Origin of the sequence: Natrinema pellirubrum DSM 15624, assembly GCF_000230735.2 — an archaeon.
Taxonomy (GTDB): Archaea; Halobacteriota; Halobacteria; order Halobacteriales; family Natrialbaceae; genus Natrinema; species Natrinema pellirubrum.
Genome location: NC_019962.1, coordinates 3124358 through 3150803, shown reverse-complemented (window position 1 = coordinate 3150803; position 26446 = coordinate 3124358). Strand labels below are relative to the sequence as shown.

Genomic DNA, 26446 nt, shown 5'->3' with positions numbered 1-26446 from the left:
GCTCACTTTGAGGTACCAATGACTGACGACGCGGCTTCGGTGCCCGTCCGCCGCCTCTCCGACTGGGACGCGGCCGAACTACACACGCTCGTCGAGGACTACGGCTCGCCGCTGTACGTCCTCGATCTCGAGCGCGTACGGGAGAACTACCGCCGCCTCGAGACGGCCTTTCCCGACGCTGAGATCCTGTATGCGGTGAAGGCGAACGCGCTGGGAGACGTTCTCTCGACGCTCCACGAGGCCGGTGCGGGCCTCGAGTGTGCCTCGGCCGGCGAGGTCCAGCGCGCGCTCGAGGCCGGCGCGTCCGGGTCGGAGATCCACTACACAGCGGTCAACCCGCCGGCGCGGGATCTCGACTGGATCGTCGACGCCTGGGCCGACGAACCGGAGCTGACCGTCACCGCCGGCTCCGCGGACACGATCGATCGTCTCGAGGAGCGCGGCTACGACGGCCGGCTCTGTCTGCGGGTGAACCCGGGGATCGGTGCCGGCCACCACGAGAAGGTCAAAACCGGCGCGGCCGCGAAGTTCGGCGTCCCCGCCGAGCGAGCCGTCGACGTGCTGGCCGACGCCGCCGATCGGGGCTTCGACGTCGTCGGGATCCACGCTCACGTCGGCTCCGGCGTCTCGAGCGACCAGCTCGATGCTCACCGGGAGTTCGTCGCGCGGATGGGCGGACTGGCTCGTTCCGTTGCCGACGCCGTCGGTGGCCTCGAGTTCGTCGACGTCGGCGGCGGCTTCGGGGTGCCCTACCGCGAGGACGAGACTCCGCTGGACCTCGAGTCGGTCGCCGAGACGACCCGCGATGCGCTGGGTGACGTCGACGCCGACCTGACGATCGAGCCCGGCCGCTACTTCGTCGCGGACGCGGGCGTGTTGCTGACCGAAGTAAACACGGTCAAGGAAGCCCGCGAGACGACCGTTACCGGCGTCGACGCCGGGATGACGACCCTGCTCCGGCCGGCGATGTACGACGCCTACCACCCGATCCGAAACCTGACCGCCGAGACGGCGGGCGACGGCTCGAGCGATCGCGACGCGACCGACGCCGCCGGGCGCGAGATCGTTCCGCAGACCGTCGCCGGCCCCATCTGCGAGAGCGGCGACGTTTTCTGTGCTGAGCGTGAACTACCGGCAAGCGAACGTGCGGACATCCTCGCGATCGGCAATGCGGGGGCCTACGGCTACGAAATGGCGAACCAGTACAACACCAGACCTCGACCCGCGTCGATCGTCCTCGCGGACGGCCAGGCGCGACTCGCCCGCCGTCGCGAGACGGTCACCGACGTGACCCGCCCCGAACGCGAGGCGCGGGGCGTCTCGGATACCTCGAGCGGTGCGAGGCGCGACCGAAGTGAGCGCCTCGATGAAGGAGCGGGGCGGAACGACCCGTGAGCGAGTCACCGCGAGAGCGCGAGGCGAGCGATACTGCATCGGCGGACCGAAAGAACGACCACGACCGAGCGACCGACACCGACAACGACCAAGTACGATGAGCGTCCCATTCCAGAAATACCACGGCACCGGCAACGACTTTCTAATCATCCAGGCTGACGAGTACGTCCCCAATCGGGGTGCGCTCGCCGAACGCGAGTGCGACCGCGACGACGGCGTCGGTGCCGACGGGATCCTCTATCTCGCCCTCGAGGAGCGGTTCAACCCGCCCCGCGTCGTGATGACGCTGGTCCAGCCCGACGGCGCGACCGCGCCGATGTGTGGCAACGGCGCGCGCTGTGCGGCCGACTGGGCCATGGATCGGACCGGAGCCGACAGCGTCATGATCGACACGCAGGCCGGCACCCTGCGCGCGGACCGGACCGACGGCGGGATCATCATCGAGATGGGGACCCCGACGTTTGACCCCGAGGAGGTCCCCGTCAGGGCCGACGAACCGGTCTTCGAGGAGGAGATCGAAGGCCTCGAGGTGACGATGGTCAACACCGGCGTTCCCCACGCCGTGAGCTTCGTCGACGACGTCGACGACGTCGACCTCCAGACCGTCGCGCCGCGGGTCCGCTATGCCGACGCGTTCCCCGTCGGGACGAACGTCACGATCGCCAGCCCCGACGGCGAGGGCGGCTTCGACCAGCGGACCTACGAACGCGGCGTCGAGGACGAGACCGACTCCTGTGGCACCGGTGCGGTCGCCATCGCGGTCGTCGCGCGACGGCTCGGACTGACCGACGCCGATCCGGTCGAGGTCCGACCGCCGGGCGGGGACCTGCAGGTGAGCTTCAACGACCGGGGGAACGCGACGCTTGCCGGCCCCGTCGAACACGAGTTCGACGGCGAGGTAGCCGTCCGATCGCCGACCGAACTGTGAACGGGATCCAGCGATGAGCGGGAACGAGCCGACCGCGAGCGGCCCCGACGGCGACGACGAGTTCGACCCCATCGCGTTCCTCGAGACGGCGGTCCAACACGCCTCCCACGAGGACGTCGACCCGATGCGGACGTATCTCTGCGAGACGCTCGAGACCCACGGGGTCGACCCCCGCGTCGACGACGCCGGAAACGTGCTGGCGAGTCGCGGACCGCCGGCGGCCGACGCCGACAGCCACGTCGTGTTGAACACCCACATCGACACGGTCTCGCCCCACGTCCCTTACGAGCGCGACCCGGATGCACCCGAGGCCGACGGCGGTGAGGTGATCCGCGGACGGGGCTCCTGTGACGCGAAGGGACCGCTCGCGGCGCTGTTGTCGGCCTTTTTCGCGATCGAGCCGACCGATGACCGCGTCACGCTCGCGATTACGCCGGACGAGGAAGTCCTCTCGACGGGCGCGTACGCGCTCGTCTCCGGCGACGAGTCGCTGACCGCGGACGCCGACGCCGTGATCGTCGGCGAACCGACCGATCTCGACGTCTGTACGGCCGCCAAGGGCCGGTTCCAGGGAACGATCCACCTTTCGGGTGCCAACGCCCACGCCGCCGAACCCGAGACCGGAACCAATGCCGTCGCTGCCCTTGAGGGCGTCCTCGAGGCGATCCGGACGTTCGGCGAGCGCGCCGACGCGCCGCCGACCCACCCGCAACTCGGTGCGGCGACGCTGACCCCGACAGTCGTCGAGGGCGGCGACGCGACGAATCAGGTGCCGGCCGACGCCGCATTGACCGTCGACCGCCGGAGCGTCCCCCCGGAGACGGCCGACGAGTTCCACGAAGCACTGACCGCGCACCTGCGGGCCACCGTCCCCGACGATGTCGGCCTCGACTTTCGCTTTACCGGCCGACCGACGCCGTTCCTCGAGGCCTGGGACACCGATCCCGACGCGCCGGTTGCGCGAACGCTTGCGGACGCCGCCGGCGGCGACATCCGACCGTTCACCGCGGCGACGGAAGCCTCCTACTTCGCCGCCGACGCCCCGACGGTCGTCTTCGGTCCCGGCGTCCTCGCCGACGATGAGGGGGCCGTCGCACACGCGCCACGGGAGTACGTGCGGCTCGAGGCCGTTCGGAAGGCTGCCCGAGCGCTCGAGGCGACGCTATCGGAACTGGTCGAATAGGGCGGTACGATTCGATTCTCTGCGCTGCGTGGCGTCAGGACAGCAACGTGAGAAGTCCCCCGAGAACGGTGAGGATCGCGCCGACTGTCACGACGGTTACCACCCGGTCGTCGGGGATCGAGGGATCGTCGGCGATCGTGACCTGGTAGGCCGTCGCCAGTACCATCCCGACGCCGCCGATCGAGAGCAAAACGGCCGGAATGGAGGTGATCCCCGACGCGAGCGTCGACAATCCCATGACACCGAGCGTGCCGCCGATAATGGCCATGGACGCGTGATAGCGGAGTGCGGTTCGCATGTGTGTCAATTGGCCCGGCACGCACAATAACTGTTTTCTCGGTGAACTGTTCGTCCATCGGGACGATGTCTCGGCCCCGTCGTCAGACCGACATCAGCGCGATCGCGACCACGCTCAGTGCGATGGCGGCGAGTTTACGCGGTGTGACGGTCTCGTCGAAGGCGACGATCCCGATCAGGGAACTGACCACGATGAACAGGCCGTAAATCGGGACGACGATGCTCACCGGGCCGAGCGCGAGCGCCCGGTAGTAGGTCAGCAATCCGATCGTCAGCAACACGCCCATCGCGAGGATGTACGGGGTGCGGGGGTGGTGCAGATACGGCCGCACGGGGTGGCCACGATAGCGGACGACGAGACCGACGGTGACGAACATCACCGAGTTCGAGAGGAACACGGCGAGGGAACTCGGCAGATCGGTCATCGCGATCGAGAGCAGCGGCGCGACCAGGCTGTAGGCCAGACAGGCGAGGACCGATAGCTCGAGGTATCGGCGCATTATTCCTCACCCCCCGCGGCGAGGTAGATCGCCGCCGTCGCGACGGCGATCCCGGCCGCCCGCGTCGCGGTCAGCTCCTCGCCCAGCGCGGCGATGCCGACGATCGAACTGCCGACGATAAAGAGGCCGTAGATCGGGACGACGACGCTGACCGGCCCCTGCTCTAAGGCCTGATAGTACGCGAGGATCCCCGTCGAGAGGAAGAGGCCGGCGACGTAGACGATCCCCGCCGAGGGCGTCGTTACGTCGGTCGGCTGGCCCGTCCCGGACACCAGGAGGACGACCGCTGTCAGACAGAGGAAGATCGTCGTCGAGAGAAAGAGCGCGACCGCGGGCGGAACCTCCTTCGTTACGAAACTCGTCAGCGGTGCCATCAGCCCGTACGCCACGAGGGCGACGATCACCCAGAGGAGATACTCCATACCGACGGTCCCTCGAGGGCGACCTATACAGTCACGATCCCGGAACGGCGTGCCGGTGCCGTCCTCGGCCGGGGCCGCGTCTCACTCGAGCCCGTCGACCAACTCGCTGGCCACGCCCGTGTACCCGGCCGGCGTCAGCGCGTGTAGTTCCTCGAGGACGTCCTCGTCGACCTCGAGGTCGTCGAACATCTCGCGGAAGTCCTCGAGGGTGACGTCCTTGCCCCGGGTGACGGCTTTGACGCGCTCGTAGGCGTCTTCCTGGCCCTCGCGTCGGAGGATGGTCTGGACGGCCTCGCCGATGATCTCCGGGGTGGCCTCGAGGTCGTCGCGCATGACCTGCTCGTTCGGCACCACTTTCGAGAGGCCGGCGGCGGTCTTGCCGTAGGCGATCAGGCAGTGGGCGAAGGCCCCGCCGATGTTGCGCTTGACCGTCGAGTCCGAGAGATCCCGCTGGAGCCGGGAGGTAGTGACGTAGTCGGCGAGGAAGGTGAGATCCGAGTTCGCCTTCGAGAGGTTCCCCTCGCTGTTCTCGAAGTCGATCGGGTTGACCTTGTGGGGCATCGTCGAGGAGCCGGTCTCGCCCTCGACGGCCTCCTGTCCGAGGTAGCGATCGGAGACGTAGAGCCACATGTCCAGATCGAGATCGAGCAGGACGTCGTTGGCTCCGCGGAACGCGTCGAACAGCGCCGCGAGGTCGTCACAGGGGTTGACCTGCGTCGTGAGCGGTTCGAACTCGAGGCCCAGTTCCGTCACGAACTCTTCTGCGAAGTCCTGCCAGTCGACGTCGGGATAGGCGGCGACGTGGGCCGCGTAGGTACCCGACGCGCCGCCGAGTTTGCCGCGCAGGTCGTCGGCCGCGTGCTGGATCCGGCCGGTCGCACGGCCCAGCCGCGACGCGTAGACGGCCATCTCCTTGCCGAAGGTCGTCGGCGTCGCGGGCTGGCCGTGGGTCCGGGCCAGCATCGGGAGGTCCCGATATTCCCGCGCCATCTCGGCGAGCGTGTCGCGGACGCCGTACAGTTCGGGCAGCAACACCTCGTCGACGGCGTCGCGGACCAGCAGCCGATGGGCGAGGTTGTTCACGTCCTCGCTGGTCAGCCCGAAGTGGATCCACGCCGAAGCGTCGCTGCCCTCGGGCAGTCGGTGGCGCACGAAGTACTCGACGGCCTTGACGTCGTGGTTGGTCGCCTCGAAGCCGGCGTGGCCCTCCGTCTCGAGTTTCTTGATCAGTTCGGCGTCCTCCTCGGCGAAGTGCTTGTAGAGACTTCGTAGCTCCTCGCGTTCCTCGAGGCCGAGTTCCAGCGGCGTCGCCTCGAGGTCGGCGAGCGCGATCAGGTACTCGACCTCGACGCGAACGCGGGCCCGCATGAGCGCGGCCTCGCTCGCGTACGGCGACAGTGGTGCGGTCCGTCCGTCGTACCGGCCGTCCAGCGGCGAGACGGCGTACAGGGCGTCGGTATCGGTCATGGTGCGAGTCTATCCAGCGCGGTGCAAAAGCGTATCGAAACCGCGACCCACTCAGGGCCACGAGCGTGCATATATAGAGCGCCCGATTCGGAAATACAACCCGAAGTATACACTCCTGTGCATACATCGGGGATCGAGACCGCAACGGCTTTGCCCCTCGCGGGCGGGCATCCGATCATGACGCGAATCGCCGGGATGGCCGGCAACCGAGGGCGCAACCTGTTGAACATCGCCGACCGAGCGCCGGGCGGGGCCGCGTTCGCCGTGATCCTCGCGACCGATCCGGACGCGCCGGTGCTGGAGGGCGCGGCCGAGCGGGAGATTCCGACCGAAGTCGTCCCGCTCGAGGACGACATGAGTCGCAGCGAACACGAGGAGGCGGTCCTCGAGGCTCTCTCGGACTACGAGTTCGACCTCGTCTGTCTGGACGGCTACATGCGGATCCTCTCGGAGACGTTCCTCGAGGAAGCACCCACCACGCTGAACGTCCACCCCGCCCTATTGCCGTCGTTCCCCGGGATGGACGCCTGGGGCGACGCGCTCGAGGCGGGCGTCTCGGTCACGGGCTGTACGGTCCACGTCGTCACGGACGCGACCGACGAGGACGGGAACGTCGTCGAGGACGACGTCGACGCCGGCCCGATCGTCACGCAGGAGCCGATCCCGGTCTACGAGGGCGACGACGAGGCCGACCTCAAAGAGCGAGTTCTCTACGAGGGCGAGTTCCGTGCCTACCCGCGGGCAGTCAAGTGGTTCGCCGAGGGAGCGGTCGACGTGGACTTGGAGGCGGGCGAGGTCACCGTCGATGCTGACGTGGCCAGCGTCGACGACGCCGATCACGATGGCTTGCCGAGTCGGCGTCTCGTCTCGGACGACCGCGCGGACACGCTCCGCTACGGGGAAAACCCCCATCAGGATGCGGCAGTCTACACCGACTACACCACCGACGAGGCCAGCGTCGTCCACGCCGACCAGTTGAACGAGGGCGCGAAGGGGCTCTCGTACAACAACTACAACGACGCCGACGGCGCGCTGAATCTGATCAAGGAGTTCGACGAGCCCGCGGCAGCGGTCATCAAACACACCAACCCGGCGGGCTGTGCGACCGCCGACTCGCTTTCGGACGCATACGAGAAGGCCCTCTCGACGGACCCGATGAGCGCCTTCGGCGGCATCGTCGCGCTCAACCGGGAGTGCGACGCAGAAACGGCCGAGCAGATCATCGACTCCTTCAAGGAGGTCGTCGTCGCGCCGGGCTACACCGACGACGCCCTCGAGGTCCTCTTCGAGAAGGACAACCTGCGCGTACTGGACGTGGGTCGCGAGGCGCGTAGCGCCTCGGATGCGAGCGGCGAGCAGCCGCGAGCGCTGGGCGAGCGCACCGAACGGTTCACCGAGAAGCCGCTGGTCGGTGGTCGCCTCGTGCAGGAACGCGATCTGCAGTCGATCTCGGTCGACGACCTCGAGGTCGTCACCGAGCGCGAGCCCACGGACGACGAACTCGAGACGATGGTCTTCGCGTGGCAGACCCTGAAACACGTCAAGTCCAACGGCATCCTCTTCGCGGACGGCACCGAGACGGTCGGGATCGGCATGGGACAGGTCTCCCGCGTCGATGCGGTTCGGCTGGCGGCGATGAAGGCCGACGAACACGCGGAGGGGAAAGACGCCGAGGGCGCGGTGATGGCCTCGGACGCCTTCTTCCCGTTCCCGGACGGCATCGAAGAGGCCGCCGAGGCGGGCATCGAGGCGGTGGTCCAGCCCGGCGGCTCGGTCAACGACGAGGACGTGATCGAGGCGGCGGACGAACACGGGATGGCGATGGCGTTTACCGGCCAGCGGTCGTTTCGGCACGATTAGCGCCCGCGAGTGAGTGCAACGAACGAGCGGTTTTTTGGTCCAGATTTTTGCGCGAGGGTGAGCGACCAACGAGAGCGAACCCGAGCGGAAAAAGGTGGATGCCGCGATGGCGTTTACGGGTCAGCGGAGTGTTCGGCACGATTGGGATCTCGATCGCTCATAGCTTGCCCGGGGAACGGAACGGCTGAGAACGCGACCGGCACTTCTCACAGAGCGAGGCCGGCCGGGCGCAGCCAACTGGTCTTCGCACGTAGCCAGCCGCCGACCCGCGCGCCGACGGCAGCGACCGCGACGGCCAGTCCGAACAGCAACGCGGTAAACAGCGTCAGAACGACCACTGCTGCCATGCGCGCTGGCCCCGACTCCATCCCCGTCGCGATGAAGAACACGCCGTCGGAGACCAACCACAGCCCCGGCAACGCGCCGATGACGCCGGCCCTGTTCGCGGCTCGAGAGCGCGCCGGCGGGTCGGCGACGAGATAGCCGGCGATGAGGCCGGCGACGAACACCGGACCGAGCGTGACTTCGCTTCCCGTCCGGAGGTAGGCGGCGGTCGTGAACGGGACGGCAGCGACGCCGCCGACGAGTCCGGCTCGCCAGCTCTCGTCCTCGAGCAGCGGGCGGAGGGACAGGGCGGGGCTCATGGTCGACTAGTCCGCGGTCTCCCCTATAAAGACAACTGATAGACACGTACGGCGAACTGGGCTCCGCGATGTCCTGACACGAAGCGCGCCGAATCCGCGAACTTTAGCCGGTCGCGACTGACCGCTCGCACATGACAGCGACGGGAGCCACCGATCGAACCGCGACCGCTTCGAGCGCCGACGCCGGTCCGCGACCGCACTCCGCCCGGGGTGGGCAGGCGTGATCGAGGACCGCGACCGACTCGCCTCGAGCGAGGCCCGCGAGGCCGCGCTCGCCTGCGTCGAGGCCGGCATCGAGGCGGGCCGTCCACGCACCGTCGTCCGCGAGGCCGTCTCGCTCGCGGGCGAAACCCTCCGCGTCGCCGACGCGACCTACGACCTCAGTGCGTACGACGAGGTCCGCGTCCTCGGCGGCGGTAACGCCGCGGCCCACGTCGCCGCGGCGCTCGAGGGCGTCTTGGGCGACCGGCTCGACGGGGGCGTGGTCGTCACTGACGACCCCGTCGAGACGGACCGGGTGACGGTCCGCGAGGGCGACCATCCGACACCGAGCGAGCGCGGGGTCGCGGGAACGCGGGCCCTGCTCGAGGCGGCCAACGCGGCGAGCGAGGACACGCTCGTGCTGGCGGCGATCACCGGCGGCGGGAGCGCGCTCATGGCCGCGCCCGCCGGCGACGTGTCGCTGTCCGATCTGCAGTCGACCACCGACGCCTTACTCGAGAGCGGGGCCGACATCGGCGAGATCAACGCGGTCCGCAAGCACCTCTCGGCGCTGAAAGGCGGCCGGCTGGCCCGCCGGGCCGCCCCCGCGACGGTCGCCGGCGTGATCCTCAGCGACGTGGTCGGGAACGACCTGAGCGTGATCGCCAGCGGCCCGGTCGCCCCCGACGCGTCGACGTTCGACGACGCGCTCGCCGTTCTCGAGCGCTACGGGATCGACGCGCCCGACGCCGTCCGCGAGCGTCTCGAGCGCGGCGCGGCCGGCGAGGTCGCCGAGACGCCCGGGCCGGACGACCCGGCGTTCGAGCGCGTCTCGAACCACATTGTCGCGGACGGGATGACCGTCCTCGAGGCCGCACGGGACGCGGCGATCGAGCGGGGGTACGAGCCGCTCGTCCTCTCCTCGCGCGTTCGCGGCGAGGCCCGCGAGGCGGCGACGACCCACGTCGCGATCGCGGAGGAGATCCGGGCCACCGGAACGCCGCTCGAGCCGCCGGCCGTGGTCCTCTCCGGCGGTGAGACGACGGTGACGGTCCGGGGCGACGGGTCGGGCGGCCCGAACCAGGAGTTCGCGACGAGCGCGGCGCTGTCGCTCGCGGAGCGGGAAACGGACGTCGCGGTCGCCGCGGTCGACACCGACGGCATCGACGGCGCGACCGACGCGGCCGGCGCGCTGGTCGACCGCGCGACCGTCGAGGACCCCGACGCGGCGCGGGCAGCCCTCGCCGATAACGACGTCTATCCGTATCTCGAGTCCAGAAACGGCCTCGTTTGTACGGGGCCGACGGGAACGAACCTGAACGATCTGCGGGTACTGGTCGTCCGCTAGAAGGCCAGTCCCGCGACGTTTCGGAGGACGACGATCCAGACGATACTCGAGAGGCCGAGTACCAGCGTCGCGAGCGTCCAGGCCTGGTAGGCCGTCGACGTCTCCATGTCGGTGAACTCCGTGATGATCCAGAAGTAGGAGTCGTTGGCGTGGCTGACGGTCATGCTGCCGGCCCCGATCGCAAGGACGGTGAACACCTTCCCGATCTCGGTGTCCAGGCCCAGCGAGCCAAGCAGCGGCGCGACGAGCCCCGCCGTCGTCAGGATCGCGACCGTCGAGGAGCCGAGCGCGGACTTCATCGCCGCGGCGACGACGAACGCGGCGAGCAGGCCGATGCCGAGCCCGCCCAGCGTGTCGGTGATGAAGTTCTCGAGGGGCAGCGCCGAGAGGACCTCGCCGAACGCGCCGCCGGCGCCGGTCACCGCGAGGATGACCGCGGCGTTCTTGATCCCATCGGAGACCCACTCGTCGGTCACGTCGCTGGTGAAGTCGGGCACGATCGCGAAGGCGATGAACGCGCCGATGATCAGCGCGACGGCGGGGTCACCGAGGAACAGCAGCCAGCGCTGGAGCGTTCCAGTGATCAGTTCCGGGTTCTCCGCTTCGGGGTAGGCGGCGATCGAGCCGAGCGCGATGAGTACGATCGGCACGAGCAGCGGGGCGAACGATGCCGCACGCGAGGGCATCGACCCGTACTCGGACTTGATCTCCTCGATCGTCATCTCGGGGTTGGGGTCGATGTGGTAGTTCGAGGCGACCCTGTCGGCCCACGTCGCGGCGACGAAGACGATGGGGGCACTGACGATGAGTCCCGCGAGCATGACGAGGCCGATGTCCGCGCCGATGATTCCGGCCGCGGCGATCGGGCCCGGCGTCGGCGGCACGAAGACGTGCGTGACGTAGAGCCCGCCCGCGAGCGCGACGCCGAGCGTCGACAGCGAGAGCCCCGACCGCTCGGCGAGCGACCGGTTCAGGCCCGAGAGAATAACGAACCCGGAGTCACAGAACACCGGGATCGAGACGATGCTTCCCGTGATCGCCATCACCTGCGTGGTGTACTCCTCTCCGACGTAGTCAAGAACCGTCTCCGCGATGACGATGGCGGCACCCGACCGCTCGAGGCAGGTGCCGATGATCGTCCCGGCGACGATGACGATCCCGATGTAGCCGAGGATGCCGCCGAAGCCGTCGGTCACGAGTGAGGCGACCTCCGCGGGATCGAGCCCCGCGGCGAGGCCGGTCAGGTAGGCGGCGATCAGCAGTGCGAGGAACGCGTGCAGATCCAACTTCGCCGTGGCGACGATAATAAAGGCCACCGCCGCGGCGAGCAACAGTACCAGTGGAAATCCTTCGAGCATGTAGTCGGTTCCCGCTCATGAACGATGATGAATTTATCGATCAATACGTGATTCGTGATATCTGGTATATGATTCTGCCCCATATCTTGCACCTGAAACGTAGGAATGGAGATATTTGGTAAGTGATTCAGGCGAATCGGGGGCCACTCGTGTCGAAACCCGATGCGTTTCGTTCCCGAAGCGCGAGCCCCCTCGCGGGCCGGCTCACCCGCCGCTGTCCGGTCGTCGAGTGGCGGGTCGGCGAAATCCGTTCGTCGGCGGACGGCGGGCGGAGTCCGAGCGGTCGACGAGAACCGCACGACCCCCGGCGCGAACGGGCAGGACCGCGGCCGCCGCCCGATTTCAGTTCCAGGCGTCTGCCTCGGGCGCAAGCGCGTCGATCACGCGACAGGCGTTTTTCGAAAACGCACGGCGAAGCATGTCCTCGGAGACGTCCAGCGTGAGGATCTCCATGACCGCGACGTTGGGGTGACAGGCCGGGGCACCGCTGCCGAAGAAGACGCGGTCGGGATGCTCGAGGACGGCGCGCTCGAGTTGCTCGCGGTAGCGGACGAAACTCGTCTCGAGGTAGCAGTCGTCGTACTCGTCGAGGAGGTCGATCATCTCGTCCATCAACTCGCGGTTCAGCGGGTGGCCGCCGAAGCGGCCGACGACGACGGGGAACGACCGATCGAGTACCGTTTCGGCGAGGGTCTCGGGAGGCGCGTCGACGCCGCCGCGGACGATCACGGGGAGGCCGACGTCCTCGAGGGCCGCCAGCACGTCCTCGTCGGGGTAGTCGTCGACGGCGGGATCGAGGACGAACCCGTGAAACCGGTCGTCGTAGGCGAACTTCTCGACGTCGCTCGGCGAGGTGTGGTGGTCCTCGCGGCCGCTGACGGCATTGCGGAGTCGGTCGGTGGTCGTCCGTCCTGGCGTTTCGGTCCCGTTGATCCGGGCGAAGGCGACGAACGGGCGGTCGACGCTCCGCCTGGCGACGCCGTTGTTCGGCGCGAGATAGCTTGTCTCCGGCAGCGACGGCGGGAAGACGACCGATCCCGTGATCCCCGCCTGATGCATCTCCCGCTCGAGTCGATCCGCGGTGATCGTTGGTACGCTGGGCACCCCCATCCCGTCGGCCGGCGGCAGCCGCGTCGCGACGTCGACGACGCGGAACCCGTGTTCCAGCTCCAGCATTCGTCCGGTCATTCCGAGCGGACCCATATTTCCCTACCGGCTCGTCGCCGACCCGTCGTGTCGACGGTTCACACGGGCAATCGCAAGACGGAGTGGTGGTGGGAGGGAAACGCTTATATAGAAGTGCTAACGACATAGGTAGTGAGGATCAACGATGGCACAACAGCGACGCATGGGTGGGCAGCCCATGTTCATTATGAGCGAGGATAGTCAGCGAACGCAGGGTCGGGACGCCCAGTCGTCCAACATCATGGCCGGCAAGGCCGTGGCCGAGTCGGTACGTACCACACTCGGACCCCGCGGTATGGACAAGATGCTCGTCGACTCCGGCGGGGACGTCGTCATCACCAACGACGGCGCGACCATTCTCAACGAGATGGACATCGAACACCCCGCGGCCCAGATGATCGTCGAAGTCTCCGACACCCAGGAGGAGGAAGTCGGCGACGGAACGACCACCGCCGCGGTACTGGCCGGCAACCTGCTTGGCGAGGCCGAGGACCTGATCGAACAGGACGTCCACGCGACGACGATCGTCGAGGGCTACCACGAGGCCGCCGAAATCGCCCTCGAGGCGATCGACGAGCAGGTCAACGAGGCCGACGTCGACGATGAAATCCTCCGACAGGTCGCCGAGTCGTGCATGACCGGCAAGGGTACCGGCGGACTCACCGCCGAGTCCCTGGCCGAGACCGTCGTCGAGGCGATCCGCCACGTCGACACGGACGAGGGCGTCGCCCGCGACAACGTCACCGTTCACACCCAGATCGGTGCCTCCTCGAACGCGACCGAACTCGTCCCCGGGATCGTCGTCGACGAGGAGCCCGCCCACGACGGCATGCCGAGCGCGGTCGAAGACGCGTCGATCGCCATCCTGGACGTCGAACTCGACGTCCGGACCGGCGACGTCGACGCCGAGTACGCCATCGACTCGATCGACCAGCTCAACGCCGCCATCGACGCCGAAGAGGGCGAACTCGAGGGCTATGCCGAGGCCGTCGCCGACAGCGGGGCCGACGTCGTCTTCACCACCGAAGACGTCAACGACCGCGTCGCGAACGCGCTGGCAAACGAGGACGTTCTCGTCTTCGAAGGGCTGGGCGACAGCGACGCACGACAGGTCGCCTCCGCGACCGGCGCACGCCGCGTCGGCGACCTCGACGACCTCGAGGACGAGGATCTCGGCTCCGCCGACCGGATCCGCACCGAGAACTTCGGCGACGACGACCTGGCGTTCGTCGAGGGCGGCGCGGCCGCCGAGACGGTCACCGTCTTCGTTCGCGGTGGCACCGAACACGTCGTCGACGAACTCGAGCGCGCTATCGGTGACGCACTCGACGTCGTCGCGACGGCGCTCGAGTCGGGCGAGGTCGTCCCCGGCGCGGGCGCGACCGAGATCGCGATCGCGGACAAGGTCCGCGAGGAAGCCGCCGGTATCGAGGGCCGTAAACAGCTCGCCGTGACGGCCTTCGCCGACGCGGTCGACATCGTCCCACGGACGCTCGCAGCCAACACCGGCCGCGATCCCATCGACGCGCTCGTGGACCTCCGTGCCGCCCACGACTCCGAGGGCCGTGCGGGCCTGATCACCGACGGTGACGAGGTCACGATCGACGATCCCTTCGAGTACGGCGTCGTCGACCCCGCCGACGTCAAGCGTGAGGCCGTCGAGAGCGCGACCGAGGCCGCGACGATGATCGCCCGTATCGACGACGTCATCGCCGCCGAGTAACGTCGCTGTTTCCCGCGTTCGCGTTTTTTTTCGTGTCGCTTGCTGCTGATCCCGGTCGATTATGGCCATTACTGTTAAGTGTTAACAAACATCACCTAGATCTAGTATGTCCGGAACCGCTCCGCGAGACACCCTGACGCCGATCGGTGACACTGACGGTCGGACGGTCTACTACGACGAGGACCGCGGGACCTACCACACGTGGTGTGACGACCGCGCCTATGAACCGGTGAGTACGGCCCTGCTCATGACCGTCTCGTCGGTCCTCGGCGTCGAGCCCGACGATCTCGAGGCGCTTTCGGAGTGTATCGATCCGGACGCACTCAACGCCCTGTTCGTCCACTGGCGGGGCGACGAGCCACGGATCGGCGACGGCTCGGTGTCGTTTACGTTCTCACAGTGTGCCGTGACGGTGTATGCCGACGGCGAGGTCGTAATCGATCCGGCGCGACAGCGGCCGCGGCCGGCCGATGACTGACTACGCCGCTTTCTCGCCGCCTTCGGGCTCGAGGACCACCCGATCGCCGGGTGCGAGGCCGAACGCGTCGTCACCGCGGCCGCGGTTGACGTCGAGTTCGACGTAGCCGTGGCTCCCGACGGTCGCGAGTCGCTCACCCGCCGGCACCGCGGCGAACGTGTCGCCGACCGGGATCGCATCGCCGTTCGCGACGATCCGCGCTCGGCCCTCGAGATAGGAGCCCGGGACGTTCGTAATGGCGTTCCCGAAGCCGTCGACCACCAGCACCTCGCCGACCGCCCGCTCGCCGTCCAGCGTCGGCGTCGGCAACGTCAGGTCGACATCGATCGCCGTCGGTTCGAGCCACTCGAGCGAGTCCAGCGCCGCCGGATCGGCCTCGTGGACGGCGGCGGCCGCGGGCGCGAAGACGTCCCGACCGTGGAACGTGTTGCTCCGGCCACCCGGCGGTCGCTGTGGGCTCTCACCGTCGATCGACTCGACGGGTGCAGTCGGTTCGACCGGCTCGAGCGCCGCCTCGTCGACGGTGTAGCACTCGAGGTTCTCGGATCCGGCGAGTCGGGTCGCTGCGGGGACCAAGACGCCGTTGTCGGGGCCGACGAACGTGTGATCGCCCGCACGGAGAACGATCGCGTCGCGGTCGGTTCCGACGCCGGGGTCGACGACGACCAGATGGGTCGCCGGCGGAAAATAGGGCAGTACTTCTCGGAGCCAGAAGGCGGCCGTACGGACGTCCTGTCGGGGGAAATCGTGTGCGACGTCGACCAGCCGGGCATCGGTGCGTTGCAACAGCACGCCCTTCATCGCCGCGGGATAGGGCGAGCCGAAGTCGGACGCGAGCGTGATCATGGGCTCGGTTACGACCCTCGAGGCCAAATCAGTCCCCGTTCGAGTCCGAATCGCTGACCATCTGAATCCGTTCGATACCGTCCATCTCCTCGACGACCTCGACGACGGCGTCGGGCACGAGCGACTGCCAGTCGCCGTCGGTGATCATCCGTTCGCGGACCTCCGACCCCTCCAAGACGTCGCGGTTGAACATCGGGGACTGGCGGATCTCGATGCCGGCTTCCCGGAAGAGTTGGATGACCAGCGGATTGTTCGAGTAGGCGATGTCGAAGTCGGGGCTCATGCTCTGGACGTGGCTCACCCACACCGAGTTCCGTTCTAAGTCCTCGATCGGGACGGCGTAGGTGACCAGATCGTACTCGACCAGCGACTTCGTGATCATCATGATGCGTTCGCCCGCGGTAAACGGGTTACGTACGGTGTGTGAGTCGTCGGCGCTACCGATCCCGAGGACGAGTTCGTCGACGTCTTCGGCGATCTGCTTGACCATGTTCAGATGGCCGTTGTGAAACGGCTGGAACCGACCGATGTAGAACCCCCGAGTCATGCCGGGAACTGCTCGGGCACGGCGCTTAAGCGTGGCGAGTCGTCTCGAACGCGGGACACTGACCGACAGCGCCCCGTCACCCCCCGCTCGTCCCGTGCCGGTCACGCTGACCGATCACCGAGCGATACATTCGCTGAATATGTACCGAATTAAAACAGGGACGGTCGCTCCCTGATTAGCCACGTCGGGCGCTGTTCCCGCCGGTATCAGCAACTGACACCATCCTCCGCATGGAGAAAGTATATCAGTCGCAATCCCTTCGAAACAGATACCGAACAGAGTTCTATGAGTAACGATACGAACGTTGACGATCCTCCCGAAGACGCTTCGGACGCTGCTCCCGACGAGGACGGGCGCGAGCAGCCCTCCGAGCGTCAGGGAGACCGGCCGCCGCTCGAGGACGAGGGCGACCGAGGCGACGACCTCGATGAGCCGATCGACGGGTTCGAGCCGTCGTCCGACGAGGACGACGACCTCGAGACGGTCGAGGACCTCGGCAGCACGGTCGAGGTCGATCCCGGCGTCGAGGTCGACGAGGAGATCGCCGAGGACGACCTTCTCGGTGGACTGAAGATCGATTCGACCGAGGACATCGAGGTCCCGGATCGGCTCGTCGATCAGGTCATCGGCCAGGACGAAGCACGCGATATCATCATCAAGGCGGCCAAGCAGCGTCGCCACGTCATGATGATCGGTTCCCCGGGGACCGGCAAGTCGATGCTGGCCAAGGCGATGAGCCAACTGCTCCCGAAGGAAGATCTCCAAGACGTCTTAGTCTACCACAACCCGGACGACGGTAACGAGCCGAAAGTCCGAACCGTTCCTGCTGGGAAAGGCGAGCAGATCATCGACGCCCACAAGGAGGAAGCCCGCAAGCGCAACCAGATGCGGTCGATCCTGATGTGGATCATCATCGCGATCGTCATCGGGTACGCGATCCTCACGGGTCCGATCCTGCTTGGTATCCTCGCAGCCGGGATCATCTGGCTGATCTTCCGCTACACCTCTCGGGGATCGGACGCGATGGTCCCCAACATGATCGTCAACAACGGCGATCAGCGCGTTGCCCCGTTCGAGGACGCGACCGGCGCTCACGCCGGTGCGCTGCTGGGCGACGTCCGCCACGACCCCTTCCAGTCCGGCGGCATGGAGACGCCGAGTCACGACCGCGTCGAACCCGGCGCGATCCACAAGTCCAACAAGGGCGTGCTGTTCGTCGACGAGATCAACACGCTCGACATCCGCACCCAGCAGAAGCTGATGACGGCGATCCAGGAAGGCGAGTTCGCCATCACGGGCCAGTCCGAGCGCTCCTCGGGCGCGATGGTCCAGACCGAACCCGTCCCCTGTGACTTCATCATGGTCGCTGCGGGGAACCTCGACGCCATGGAGAACATGCACCCCGCGCTGCGCAACCGGATCAAGGGGTACGGGTACGAAGTCTACATGGACGACACCATCGAGGACACTCCCGAGATGCGGCGCAAGTACGCCCGCTTCATCGCTCAAGAGGTCGAACGCGACGGGCGTCTCCCCCACTTCACCGACGACGCCGTCGAGGAACTCATCCTCGAGGCCAAGCGTCGCTCGGGCCGGAAGAACCACCTCACGCTGCACTTCCGGAGCCTCGGTGGCCTGGTCCGCGTCGCCGGCGACATCGCCCGCGCCGAGGATCGGGACCGAACCACCCGCGAGGACGTCCTGCAGGCCAAGCAGCGCTCCCGGTCGATCGAGCAACAGCTCGCCGACGACTACATCGAGCGCCGCAAGGACTACGAACTGCAGGTCAACGAAGGCGGCGTCGAGGGCCGTGTCAACGGCCTCGCGGTCATGGGCGAAGACTCGGGCATCATGCTCCCGGTCATGGCCGAGATCGCCCCCGCACAGGGCGGCGGCCAGGTTATCGCCACCGGGAAGCTCCAGGAGATGGCCGAGGAGTCGGTCCAGAACGTCTCCGCGATCATCAAGAAGTTCTCCGACGTCGACCTCTCGGAGAAGGACATCCACATCCAGTTCGTTCAGGCCGGCCAACAGGGCGTCGACGGCGACTCCGCCTCCATTACGGTGGCGACCGCCGTCATCAGCGCCCTCGAGAACATCCCGGTCGACCAGTCGGTCGCGATGACCGGCTCGCTGTCGGTCCGCGGCGACGTGTTGCCGGTCGGTGGGGTCACCCACAAGATCGAGGCCGCCGCCAAGGCCGGCTGTACCAAGGTCATCATTCCCCAAGCGAACGAACAGGACGTGATGATCGAAGACGAGTACGAGGACATGATCGAGATCATCCCCTGCTCGAACATCAGCGAAGTCTTGGACGTCGCCCTGATGGGCGAACCCAAGAAGGACTCGCTGGTCGATCGACTCAAGTCGATTACCGGTACCGCGTTCGATCAGGGCACCGTCGGCTCCGCCGGCGGGTCGAACCCGAGCCCGCAGTAGATGCCGCAGTGGGCGACGTTCCTCGGTCTCGCGGGCGTCGTCCTCGTCTTGCTGCTTGTTTTGTCCCACCTCACGCAGTCGGCGTTTACCGACGAAGCCGACGACGCCACTGACGGACCGGCTACAGCGAGAAGTGACGCATCGGCCGGCGAGTCGCCGCCGTCTACCGACGCCTTCCGCGAGCCGTCATCGGACGACGACGGGTCGCGGCCGCCCGACGCTCACGGCCGGGGCCGGCCCGGGTCGGCGACTCACGCCTCGAGCGACGGTGAGCGCCCGGTAGAGCGATCGGCGACGCCGCCGAGCGCCACCGATGCCGGTACCGAGCCCGATGGGGACACGAACACCGACTCGAGCGATCCGGCTGCGTCCGCTCTCGATGCGGACCACCCGGCGAATCGCGGCGTCGATCCGGACTCGCTCTCGACGGGGATGGTCCTCGCCAACGTCGCGTTCTCGCAGGGGCTGTTCGCGGTCCTCTTGCTCGGCGCGGCGATCTATACGGCGATCCCGGCGTCGGCCCTGGGCGTCGAGCTCTCCCTCCCATACCTCGAGTCCGGCCTGCTTTTGGGAACCGTCGCCGGGCTCGGATTCTACGTCGCGAACGAACTCGTCGCGGCGGGGGCGACCCGGTTCGGGTTCGATCACGACGAGGCGTTGCGGGAACTGCTCTCGCCGGACTCGGCGGCGGGCTGGCTCGTCCTGTTGGTCGGAGTGTTGCCGATCATCGCCGGCTTCGAGGAACTGCTCTTCCGGGCGGCGCTGATCGGCGTCCCGGCAGCCGGCTACGGCGTCTCGCCGTGGCTCCTCGCGGTCGGCTCCTCGATCGCCTTCGCCCTCGGGCACGGGATGCAGGGCTCGGTCGGCGTCGTCGTCACCGGCCTGCTCGGATTCGGCCTCGCGGCCGTCTATATCGTCACCGGCAGCCTGCTGGTCGTCGTCGTCGCTCACTACTTCATCAACGCCTTCGAGTTCATCGTCCACGAAGGGCTGGGTCTCGAGTGGGCCGAAACCCTCGAAGGCTAAGGGACGGGAGTCCGTCGACCGGCTATGGATCTGACTGCCGGCTCACCGGCTCGCTCTCGAGCGGTCACCGCCATGATCGTGAGCTACTTCGCCGTGTTGGCCTACGCGACGGCGACGAACGATCCGCGGGCGGTGACGCTCACGGAACTCGGCTTCGGCGTCATCGCGATCGCGGTGGGGACGATGCTGTACGGGCAACGGTCGACTACGGGGCTGCGGTCGGTGCTGACCGTGGGTGCGGGGAGTCTCGTCGCGGGCGGCGTCTTGAACTTCGGTGCCGTTCTCACGCGCTCGAGCGCCGTCGAGACACTCTCCTCGCTGCTGGTCTTTCTCGGTGTCGGCTGCTACGTCTACGCGGTCTGGCGCAGTTGATCGGTTTCGAGGGGTCGGTCCTCTCGTGGCGTCGCTCGAGTCGGCTGTCACCGAGACGAACCCGTCCGTCCTCGTCGCGTGTCGCGCTATCCGGCCGGCGGTTTCTCGCCTCGAGCCCGAAGCCCGCCGACGAGGCCGCCGATGAGTCCGACGCCGGTCGCGATCACGATCGAACCGGCCACGCCGGCCCGGAGTAAGACGAGCGCGACAGCCAAGACGGTGAGAAAGGTGACGCCGAACGTCCCGAGGCTCAGCGCGAGCGGGTGGGGCGTCCCGTCCGCGTTTCGTCCGAACTGGATGAGAACGACGGCTGCGACCAGGACGCCGGCCCCGATCCCGGCCGGGAGGCCGACGAGTACCGAGAACTCGATGAACGGGAGCAGGAGTTCCGACACGGCGACGAAGACGACGAGAAACGCTGCGATACCCGCCGCCGCGGTGTAGCCGAGCGTTCGAACGCGCATATCAATCACGGTGACAGTACGACTGTGACCACGATATAGGCTCCGACCGGGACCGTGGGTCGGTCAGAACTGCTCGAGCCCGGTCTGTTCGGCCGCGGCTAGCACGTCCTCGCAGGTCGACCACGACGCCCGCGCGAACGGCGGGAGGTCGCCGTGTTCGTCGACGTAGTCCGCGAGGAACTCGCGGGTCGTTGAATCGCCCGGGTAGCCGCTGCCGATCTCGCCATACTCGTCGGCCAGCGCGGCGACGTGGGCGTCGCGTTCGACCTTGGCGACGACGCTGGCCGCGCCGACCAGTGTCGACTCGTCGTCGGCTCCGTGACGCGCGTCGATGGAGACGGCCTCGAGCGGGCAGGCGTCGGCGACCCGCCGGGCGAAGCGGTCGGCGTCGGTGTCGCAGGCGTCGCAGAGTCCCGAGAACTGCTCGTCCGCGCTCGCGTCGCGAGCGCGGTCCGCGAACGCGCCCTCGATCGCCTCGGCGTGGGCCGCGACCGCCAGCGAGTTCATGTCCGTCTCGGGGTCGTCGATCCGCGCCGGCGTGATCTCGGCGACGCCGATCGCGATCCGGTCGTCGTCTCGTAGTGTGGCCGCCAGTTCCTCGCGGCGCTCGGGCGAGAGCCGCTTCGAGTCCCGGATCCCGTCCGGGAGGTCGTCGGGCGCCTCGCAGTGGACGGCCGCGGCGAACATCGATCCCAACGCGGGGCCCTTGCCGGCCTCGTCGACGCCGAATGGCATACGCCGTGGATCCGTCGCCGGGCGCTAAACCGTTGCGTTGTCGGTCCCTGATTCGCCGCGTCGCGTGTCGCACGATATTTGTCCGTGGCCTCGAAACCGGCGCGTCGTGCAATCCGACAGCGAGGGACTCGAGGTCGACGCGCCCGATCGGCTCCTCGAGCGGGCGGATGTTCTGGCGACCGCACTCGGGACGAGCCGGTCCGAACTGCTCGTCGCCGCGCTGCGGGACTACGTCGAGAACGCGCGGGAGGGACCGCTCGAGGGGGAGGTCGCCGCCGCCTACTACGACGACGAGGTCACGTTCGAGGAACTGACCGCTCTGGTCGGAAAGCGGCGCGCGGCGGACTTTCGGCTCCTCAAGCGGCAACTGGAGGAGGCGTCCGTCGACGGATCTCCGGAACAGTAGCTGGGGCGTGAGCCGCCCTGTTTCGACCGAGCGGCCGACGACGGCTCAGGCGTCGCCGGCTGCCGTTTCGGAGCCGTCGCGCGGCTCGTCCAGGAAGTACGCCTCGCGCTCGAACGGCTCGTTCTCTCCTTCGACACCGGTCACGTCCAGCGCGGTCACTTCGGCGTCGGTCTCGAGCAGGCCCGCGAGGCTGGGTTCGGTCCGGCCGCCGTCGCTGCTGATCAGTTCCTTGACGTAGAGGCCGCCCTCGCCGTGGAGTCGGACCTCGACCTCGGTGGGCGATCGCAGATCACCGTCGATGTCATAGACCGTCCGCTCGCGGGTCAGCCCCGCCCGGCGGTGGTCGACCCGCTCCGGCGTGTACTGATCGACGGTCGTTCCCTCGAGTTCGTCGAGTGCGGTCTCGAAGGCGTCCCCGTCGACCGGTTCCGCGAACTCGACGTCGGCGCGGTAGCGTTTGCTCGCGTCGTGTTCCTTGACGCGCTCGACCATCTCGTGGGTCGCCAGCCGGAGGCCATCGACCTCGACGGACCCCTCGGCCGCGTCGTTGATCTCGGCCTCGAGTTCGGCCGGGTCGGGGTCTCGCACCCGGGGTCGTTTCACTTCGAGGACGAACGGCCGCCCGCCCTCGAGCATGCGGGCGTCGACGTCCTCGCGGCCCGCGCCGTGGAAGGTGCCCTCGTCGCCGTCCATGGCGTCGACGACGTGAGGGCGGACGACCTGTTCGACGCTGGTGTCGTACATGTAGCCCGAGCCGCCGCAGTAGTCACAGGGCTCCTCGCCGTCGTCGCCCAACTGAATGCCGCTGCCGCCACACTCCCGGCAGGGCCACTCGGTCTGGGGAATGTCCCGCTCGAGTTTGCGGTAGCGGCCGTAGACGAACGCGGGGTTGATCTGGACGTCGACCGCGTGGCTCGTGACGGTCCCCGACTCGAGGGCCTCGCGCGGGTCGAACCCCGCGAGATCGACGACCGCGAGTACGTCGGGCCGGTCGAAGTCGACCTCGGTCTCGGTCGTCGCGCCGACCCGCCGGCCGACCTCCCGGTTGATCTCCCGTTTCATCGACTCGCCGACGTCGGGCTCGAGGCCGGCGTCCTCCCGGAGCAGCCGTTCGTTCTCCTCGACCAGCGGCGGGATGCGGCTGCCGACCTGATAGGTGGCGAACTCGGTTCCCTCGAGGGCCTCGACGATCGTCTCGGCGACGGCGTCGAACGTGCCGCAGTAGCCCTCACAGACCCAGCAGTCCGCGGGCGCGGTCGGCTCGAAGTCCTCGTCGTCGGCCAGTGCGACGGTCGTCCGCAGCGCCCGGCCGCGTTCGGCGTTGGTCAGCCCGAAACTGCGATCGGCGAAGGGCCGTCCGAGACACGAATCGCAGACGGCACCTGTCGACAGCAGCGCGCGGGCGTCTTCCGTGATCATGTCTCGGGACTCGGGGTGCCGCGGGTAACACGTTTTCCCTTCGCGAGGCCGACCGTGGTGTCGACGATGGGGCCGTCCGGTTCGGCGGCCGGCGACCCTCGAACGCGCCGATCGCTAGCCCCGACGTTCAAATGGATCGGGTCCAAGGTCACGACATGAACGAGTCCCGACTGGATCGCCGTTCCTTTCTCGCGGCCGCAAGTGCTGGGGTCGCTGCGGTCGCCGGCTGTGCCGAACCCCGAGCTGACAGTTCGATCGAGGGCGACTCCTCGTTCAACAACCGCGGGAACCTCGCCGACGGCTCGGCGTTTACCGACCTCTACAACGAGATCATCGAATCGGTGACACAGGTGCGTGCCTTCGGCGTCGAGAACCCATCGACGGGCGAACGGGGGCGAGGCCAGGGTTCGGGCTTTCTCTACGACGAGGACCACGTCGTCACCAACCACCACGTCGTCGCCGGTGCCGAGGCCGCGGACCTCCAGTACGTCACCGGCGACTGGGCCGGCACCACGCTCGTCGGCAGCGACTACCACAGCGACCTGGCCGTCCTCGAGGTCGATTACGCTCCCGACTCGGCGACGCCACTGTCGCTGACCGACGACCGACCGGTCGTCGGCCAGCAGGTGGCCGCGGTCGGCAACCCCTACGGCCTCGAGGGGTCGATGTCCGCGGGGATCGTCAGCGGCGTCGATCGGACGCTCGATGTCCCGCGGCGGCAGTTCTCCTTCCCGAACGTCGTCCAGACCGACGCCGCGGTCAACCCCGGCAGCAGCGGCGGCCCGCTCGTGAACCTCGACGGCAAGGTCGTCGGCGTCGTCAACTCCGGCGGCGGCGACAACATCGGCTTCGCCATCTCGGCCGCACTCACCGAGCGCGTGGTCCCGTCGCTGCTCGCCGACGGCTCCTACGACCACTCGTACATGGGGATCGGACTCAGGTCCGTCGACCGGCTCGTCGCCGAGGCGAACGGCCTCGACGAGGCCAGCGGCGTCCTCGTCACCGACGTCGTCGACGGTTCGGCGGCCGACGGCGTTCTCGAGCCGGCTACGGGAACCGTCGAGCGCCGCGGCGAGGCCATCCCCGTCGGCGGCGACGTCATCCGCGCGTTCGACGGGACGCCGATCCCCGACCGACACGCCCTCTCGACGTATCTCGCGCTCGAGACCAGTCCCGGCGAGGCCCTCGACGTGCGGTTCCGCCGGAACGGGCGAACCGAGACGGCGCAACTCATGCTCGACGCCAGGCCGGAGCCTCCCTCGGCGTAGGATCGACCGTCGGGAAACCGCGGCTCCGAGGGCACGCGACTGGCGGAAACGATCAGTTATTGCGTTGATACGGCGATGACTGTCCGGAACCCGTGCCATAGCAGCGTCGTACACGTCAGCCCCCGTTACCGTCAGTGTCGTGGCAGTGACCGGTCTCGAACCGACTGAACCGAACGCTATCGTCCGCGTTCGAGGCGTTACCCACTCGATAACAATAGTAGGGGACCGGATAGGAACTCTCGGCGCGCGTACCCGTCGCCTGATCCCGCATGACCGACGCCGATGTCCACCGCACTGACAGCGAGGAACCGCCAGTCGAACTCGAACACGTCACCATCGAAAACGATGATGCACCCAACGAGTGTGCCATCTTCCCGCGCCACGCCAGCGGGAGCGTGTTGACGACGACCTGGATCACCGCCCACGGAGAGGGGTTCGTCGACCTCGAGGCGATGCGCTGATCGTGCCGATGCCGCTGCACCGCTCCGTTACCGCGGCGGGCTTCTGGCTCGGGGCCCTGCTTCCGATCGTCTACGTCCCCGTCATCGTCGCGGGGATCGACTCGTTCGGCCGGCTCACGATGTTTCTCGGGCTCATCGCGGTTCACGCACTCGCGCTCGTCATCGGCCACGACTACTCCGGCTCGCGGTCGCGGTGAGCGGGTCTCGCTCGGTCCCTCGAGCGCTAGCCGGTCCAGACCTGCGCCCGCGGCGTGCCACAGCTGTCGCAGACGACCGCTCGCTTGTCCTTGTAGCTGTCCCGCTCGAGTTCGCCGTCGGCGCAGTCCGGGCAGGGCCGCCCCTCGAGGATCGCGAGCAACCGCCGACTACCGCCGGACTGCGACGACTCTGATTTCGCCATATACGCACTCCATACTCGAGACGGGGAAACCGGTTGGCCATGCCTATGCAGCCCGACGGCGGCGAGTCGAAGCGCCTATGCCGGCTTCCGGAGTAGACCCGCGGGATGTGGCCCTGGGGACACCTCGCCGTCGCCTACCTGCTGTACACCGCCGTCGTTCACCGCCGGTTCCGCCGCCCGCCGCGTGCCCTGCCGGCGATCGCCCTCGCCGTCGGCTCACAGACGCCGGACCTGATCGACAAGCCCCTCGCGTGGAACGTCGGAATCTTGCCCGGCGGGCGGACCCTCTCGCACTCGATTTTTACCTTCGCCGCGCTCGTGGTCGTGGTACTGGCCGTCGCGACACGACTGCGCCGTCGCCCGCTCGGCGTCGGCTTTCTGGCAGGCTACGGCTCGCACCTGCTGGCCGACGTTCCGCCAGCGGCGCTGGGCGGTGACTTTTCCGGCGCGACCTATCTCCTGTGGCCGGTCCTCGAGCCGCCACCGGAGGAGCCGGTCGCCGGCATCCTCGATGCCATCCTCAGCTACTACGAACTCGGGGCCTTCGAGTGGGTTCAGTTCGGCCTGTTCGCCGTCGGGGCCGTCGTCTGGTATCGCGACGGCATGCCGGGACTGGGGCTCGTGACCGCCCCGCTCGAGCGGTGGGTGACCGCGTAGACCCGTTTACGACGGCTCACTCAGTCGGGCAGATGCGGGCCGGATCGTCGCGGACCGCGACCGTCCCCGCGCTCGTGACGACGACCGTACAGTCCCCGACCGCGAACTCGAGGCGCACGTCGCCGCCTTTCGCCGCGGCGTGGGCGAACAGATCGACCATCGCCTCCGGCTCGATCCAGTCGTAGAGCGGCCGGTCGGGAGCCGGCGGTTCATCGACGGCTTCGACGCCCCGTACGACGGTGTCGACGATCGCCGTCGGCTCTTCGTACTGCATTCGAACCGACGCACCGCCGTCCGTGATCGGTAACTCGTCGTCCGAGCGTGACATATTATCAATCTAGAGAATCACAGTGATATATGTTATCGATCGTTTCACAGTTGTCGGGCCGAACCGCCGATCCGGAACCGTGGCAGCTA

29 protein-coding genes are annotated in these 26446 nt (G+C 67.9%); 15 read left to right on the top strand and 14 right to left on the bottom strand.

Features of this window, described 5'->3' with window-relative positions; translation table 11 throughout:
• The first annotated feature begins 18 nt into the window (after nt 1-18).
• The 3 genes from lysA to NATPE_RS15195 all read left to right on the top strand — a co-directional run bounded on the left by lysA (nt 19) and on the right by NATPE_RS15195 (nt 3506).
• Nucleotides 19-1395 carry a diaminopimelate decarboxylase gene (lysA, locus tag NATPE_RS15205; protein WP_006181411.1) on the top strand — a complete coding sequence of 459 codons (1377 nt, stop codon included), beginning with the start codon at nt 19-21 and terminating at the stop codon, nt 1393-1395.
• A 97-nt stretch (nt 1396-1492) separates the two neighbouring features.
• Nucleotides 1493-2323, top strand: a complete 831-nt coding sequence (gene dapF, locus NATPE_RS15200; protein ID WP_006181410.1) for a diaminopimelate epimerase — start codon at nt 1493-1495, stop codon at nt 2321-2323.
• A 13-nt stretch (nt 2324-2336) separates the two neighbouring features.
• Nucleotides 2337-3506 (top strand): M20 family metallopeptidase, encoded by a 1170-nt coding sequence (locus NATPE_RS15195; protein ID WP_006181409.1) that lies wholly within the window; start codon nt 2337-2339, stop codon nt 3504-3506.
• A gap of 34 nt (nt 3507-3540) precedes the next feature.
• Here the strand turns inward: NATPE_RS15195 and NATPE_RS15190 are convergent, their stop codons facing one another.
• The 4 genes from NATPE_RS15190 to purB all read right to left on the bottom strand — a co-directional run bounded on the left by NATPE_RS15190 (nt 3541) and on the right by purB (nt 6192).
• On the bottom strand, nt 3541-3804 hold the full coding sequence (locus tag NATPE_RS15190; protein WP_006181408.1) for a hypothetical protein: 264 nt from the start codon (nt 3802-3804) through the stop codon (nt 3541-3543).
• Nucleotides 3805-3886: 82 nt separating this feature from the next.
• Nucleotides 3887-4303, bottom strand: a complete 417-nt coding sequence (locus NATPE_RS15185; RefSeq protein WP_006181407.1) for an EamA family transporter — start codon at nt 4301-4303, stop codon at nt 3887-3889.
• The gene (locus NATPE_RS15180) at nt 4303-4725 is read right to left on the bottom strand and encodes an EamA family transporter (protein WP_006181406.1); all 423 of its coding nucleotides are present in this window, start codon (nt 4723-4725) and stop codon (nt 4303-4305) included. Before NATPE_RS15180 ends, NATPE_RS15185 begins: the two co-directional genes overlap by 1 nt.
• 81 nt (nt 4726-4806) lie before the next feature.
• Nucleotides 4807-6192 carry an adenylosuccinate lyase gene (purB, locus tag NATPE_RS15175; RefSeq protein ID WP_006181405.1) on the bottom strand — a complete coding sequence of 462 codons (1386 nt, stop codon included), beginning with the start codon at nt 6190-6192 and terminating at the stop codon, nt 4807-4809.
• A gap of 177 nt (nt 6193-6369) precedes the next feature.
• On the opposite strand from purB, the gene purH reads away from it, so the two are divergent.
• Complete coding sequence (purH, locus tag NATPE_RS15170) at nt 6370-8052, top strand: bifunctional phosphoribosylaminoimidazolecarboxamide formyltransferase/IMP cyclohydrolase (RefSeq protein ID WP_006181404.1); 1683 nt, start codon at nt 6370-6372, stop codon at nt 8050-8052.
• A gap of 206 nt (nt 8053-8258) precedes the next feature.
• On the opposite strand, the gene NATPE_RS15165 is transcribed toward purH, so the two are convergent.
• Nucleotides 8259-8696, bottom strand: coding sequence for a DUF5518 domain-containing protein (locus NATPE_RS15165; protein WP_006181403.1), 438 nt, complete (start codon nt 8694-8696; stop codon nt 8259-8261).
• Nucleotides 8697-8916: 220 nt separating this feature from the next.
• On the opposite strand from NATPE_RS15165, the gene NATPE_RS15160 reads away from it, so the two are divergent.
• Nucleotides 8917-10245, top strand: a complete 1329-nt coding sequence (locus NATPE_RS15160) for a glycerate kinase type-2 family protein (RefSeq protein ID WP_006181402.1) — start codon at nt 8917-8919, stop codon at nt 10243-10245.
• Here NATPE_RS15160 and NATPE_RS15155 read toward each other — a convergent pair.
• Together NATPE_RS15155 and NATPE_RS15150 are read right to left on the bottom strand one after the other, a co-directional pair.
• Nucleotides 10242-11603 (bottom strand): GntP family permease, encoded by a 1362-nt coding sequence (locus NATPE_RS15155; protein ID WP_006181401.1) that lies wholly within the window; start codon nt 11601-11603, stop codon nt 10242-10244. The genes NATPE_RS15160 and NATPE_RS15155 overlap by 4 nt on opposite strands.
• Before the next feature lie 342 nt (nt 11604-11945).
• Nucleotides 11946-12779 (bottom strand): amidohydrolase family protein, encoded by an 834-nt coding sequence (locus tag NATPE_RS15150; protein ID WP_015299184.1) that lies wholly within the window; start codon nt 12777-12779, stop codon nt 11946-11948.
• Between the two features lie 187 nt (nt 12780-12966).
• Here NATPE_RS15150 and thsA point away from each other — a divergent pair, with 187 nt between their 5' ends.
• On the top strand, nt 12967-14511 hold the full coding sequence (gene thsA / locus NATPE_RS15145; protein WP_049804899.1) for a thermosome subunit alpha: 1545 nt from the start codon (nt 12967-12969) through the stop codon (nt 14509-14511).
• Nucleotides 14512-14617: 106 nt separating this feature from the next.
• Complete coding sequence (locus tag NATPE_RS15140; RefSeq protein WP_006181398.1) at nt 14618-14989, top strand: HalOD1 output domain-containing protein; 372 nt, start codon at nt 14618-14620, stop codon at nt 14987-14989.
• Here NATPE_RS15140 and NATPE_RS15135 read toward each other — a convergent pair whose 3' ends face one another.
• Both NATPE_RS15135 and NATPE_RS15130 read right to left on the bottom strand, forming a co-directional pair.
• On the bottom strand, nt 14990-15835 hold the full coding sequence (locus NATPE_RS15135) for an SAM hydrolase/SAM-dependent halogenase family protein (protein ID WP_006181397.1): 846 nt from the start codon (nt 15833-15835) through the stop codon (nt 14990-14992).
• A gap of 28 nt (nt 15836-15863) precedes the next feature.
• On the bottom strand, nt 15864-16382 hold the full coding sequence (locus tag NATPE_RS15130; RefSeq protein ID WP_006181396.1) for a nicotinamide-nucleotide adenylyltransferase: 519 nt from the start codon (nt 16380-16382) through the stop codon (nt 15864-15866).
• Nucleotides 16383-16667: 285 nt separating this feature from the next.
• On the opposite strand from NATPE_RS15130, the gene lonB reads away from it, so the two are divergent.
• Genes lonB through NATPE_RS15115 form a run of 3 tightly spaced genes read left to right on the top strand, consistent with a single transcriptional unit; the run spans nt 16668 to nt 20219 of the window.
• Nucleotides 16668-18821: an ATP-dependent protease LonB gene (gene lonB, locus NATPE_RS15125; RefSeq protein WP_006181395.1), complete on the top strand. Its 2154-nt coding sequence runs from the start codon at nt 16668-16670 to the stop codon at nt 18819-18821.
• On the top strand, nt 18822-19847 hold the full coding sequence (locus NATPE_RS15120; RefSeq protein WP_006181394.1) for a CPBP family intramembrane glutamic endopeptidase: 1026 nt from the start codon (nt 18822-18824) through the stop codon (nt 19845-19847).
• A 24-nt stretch (nt 19848-19871) separates the two neighbouring features.
• A complete protein-coding gene (locus tag NATPE_RS15115) occupies nt 19872-20219 on the top strand; it encodes a hypothetical protein (RefSeq protein ID WP_015299182.1) in 348 nt (115 codons plus the stop codon).
• Nucleotides 20220-20305: 86 nt separating this feature from the next.
• Here NATPE_RS15115 and NATPE_RS15110 read toward each other — a convergent pair whose 3' ends face one another.
• Both NATPE_RS15110 and rnhB read right to left on the bottom strand, forming a co-directional pair.
• Nucleotides 20306-20683: a hypothetical protein gene (locus tag NATPE_RS15110; protein WP_006181392.1), complete on the bottom strand. Its 378-nt coding sequence runs from the start codon at nt 20681-20683 to the stop codon at nt 20306-20308.
• Between the two features lie 63 nt (nt 20684-20746).
• On the bottom strand, nt 20747-21418 hold the full coding sequence (gene rnhB, locus NATPE_RS15105; RefSeq protein WP_006181391.1) for a ribonuclease HII: 672 nt from the start codon (nt 21416-21418) through the stop codon (nt 20747-20749).
• A 106-nt stretch (nt 21419-21524) separates the two neighbouring features.
• Between rnhB and NATPE_RS15100 the strand changes: the two genes are divergently transcribed.
• On the top strand, nt 21525-21824 hold the full coding sequence (locus NATPE_RS15100) for a ribbon-helix-helix protein, CopG family (RefSeq protein WP_006181390.1): 300 nt from the start codon (nt 21525-21527) through the stop codon (nt 21822-21824).
• Nucleotides 21825-21869: 45 nt separating this feature from the next.
• On the opposite strand, the gene NATPE_RS15095 is transcribed toward NATPE_RS15100, so the two are convergent.
• Nucleotides 21870-23243, bottom strand: a complete 1374-nt coding sequence (locus tag NATPE_RS15095) for a tRNA pseudouridine(54/55) synthase Pus10 (RefSeq protein ID WP_006181389.1) — start codon at nt 23241-23243, stop codon at nt 21870-21872.
• A 155-nt stretch (nt 23244-23398) separates the two neighbouring features.
• On the opposite strand from NATPE_RS15095, the gene NATPE_RS15090 reads away from it, so the two are divergent.
• From NATPE_RS15090 to NATPE_RS15080, 3 genes are all read left to right on the top strand, one after another.
• Nucleotides 23399-24511: a S1C family serine protease gene (locus NATPE_RS15090; protein WP_015299181.1), complete on the top strand. Its 1113-nt coding sequence runs from the start codon at nt 23399-23401 to the stop codon at nt 24509-24511.
• A gap of 269 nt (nt 24512-24780) precedes the next feature.
• Complete coding sequence (locus NATPE_RS15085) at nt 24781-24972, top strand: DUF7511 domain-containing protein (protein ID WP_006181387.1); 192 nt, start codon at nt 24781-24783, stop codon at nt 24970-24972.
• Between the two features lie 8 nt (nt 24973-24980).
• Nucleotides 24981-25169 (top strand): hypothetical protein, encoded by a 189-nt coding sequence (locus NATPE_RS15080; RefSeq protein ID WP_006181386.1) that lies wholly within the window; start codon nt 24981-24983, stop codon nt 25167-25169.
• Between the two features lie 26 nt (nt 25170-25195).
• On the opposite strand, the gene NATPE_RS22770 is transcribed toward NATPE_RS15080, so the two are convergent.
• Complete coding sequence (locus NATPE_RS22770; RefSeq protein ID WP_006181385.1) at nt 25196-25372, bottom strand: HVO_A0556 family zinc finger protein; 177 nt, start codon at nt 25370-25372, stop codon at nt 25196-25198.
• Between the two features lie 105 nt (nt 25373-25477).
• Here NATPE_RS22770 and NATPE_RS15075 point away from each other — a divergent pair, with 105 nt between their 5' ends.
• Nucleotides 25478-26029 carry a metal-dependent hydrolase gene (locus tag NATPE_RS15075; RefSeq protein ID WP_006181384.1) on the top strand — a complete coding sequence of 184 codons (552 nt, stop codon included), beginning with the start codon at nt 25478-25480 and terminating at the stop codon, nt 26027-26029.
• Between the two features lie 16 nt (nt 26030-26045).
• Here NATPE_RS15075 and NATPE_RS15070 read toward each other — a convergent pair whose 3' ends face one another.
• Complete coding sequence (locus NATPE_RS15070) at nt 26046-26357, bottom strand: HalOD1 output domain-containing protein (protein WP_006181383.1); 312 nt, start codon at nt 26355-26357, stop codon at nt 26046-26048.
• Between the last annotated feature and the right edge of the window lie 89 nt (nt 26358-26446).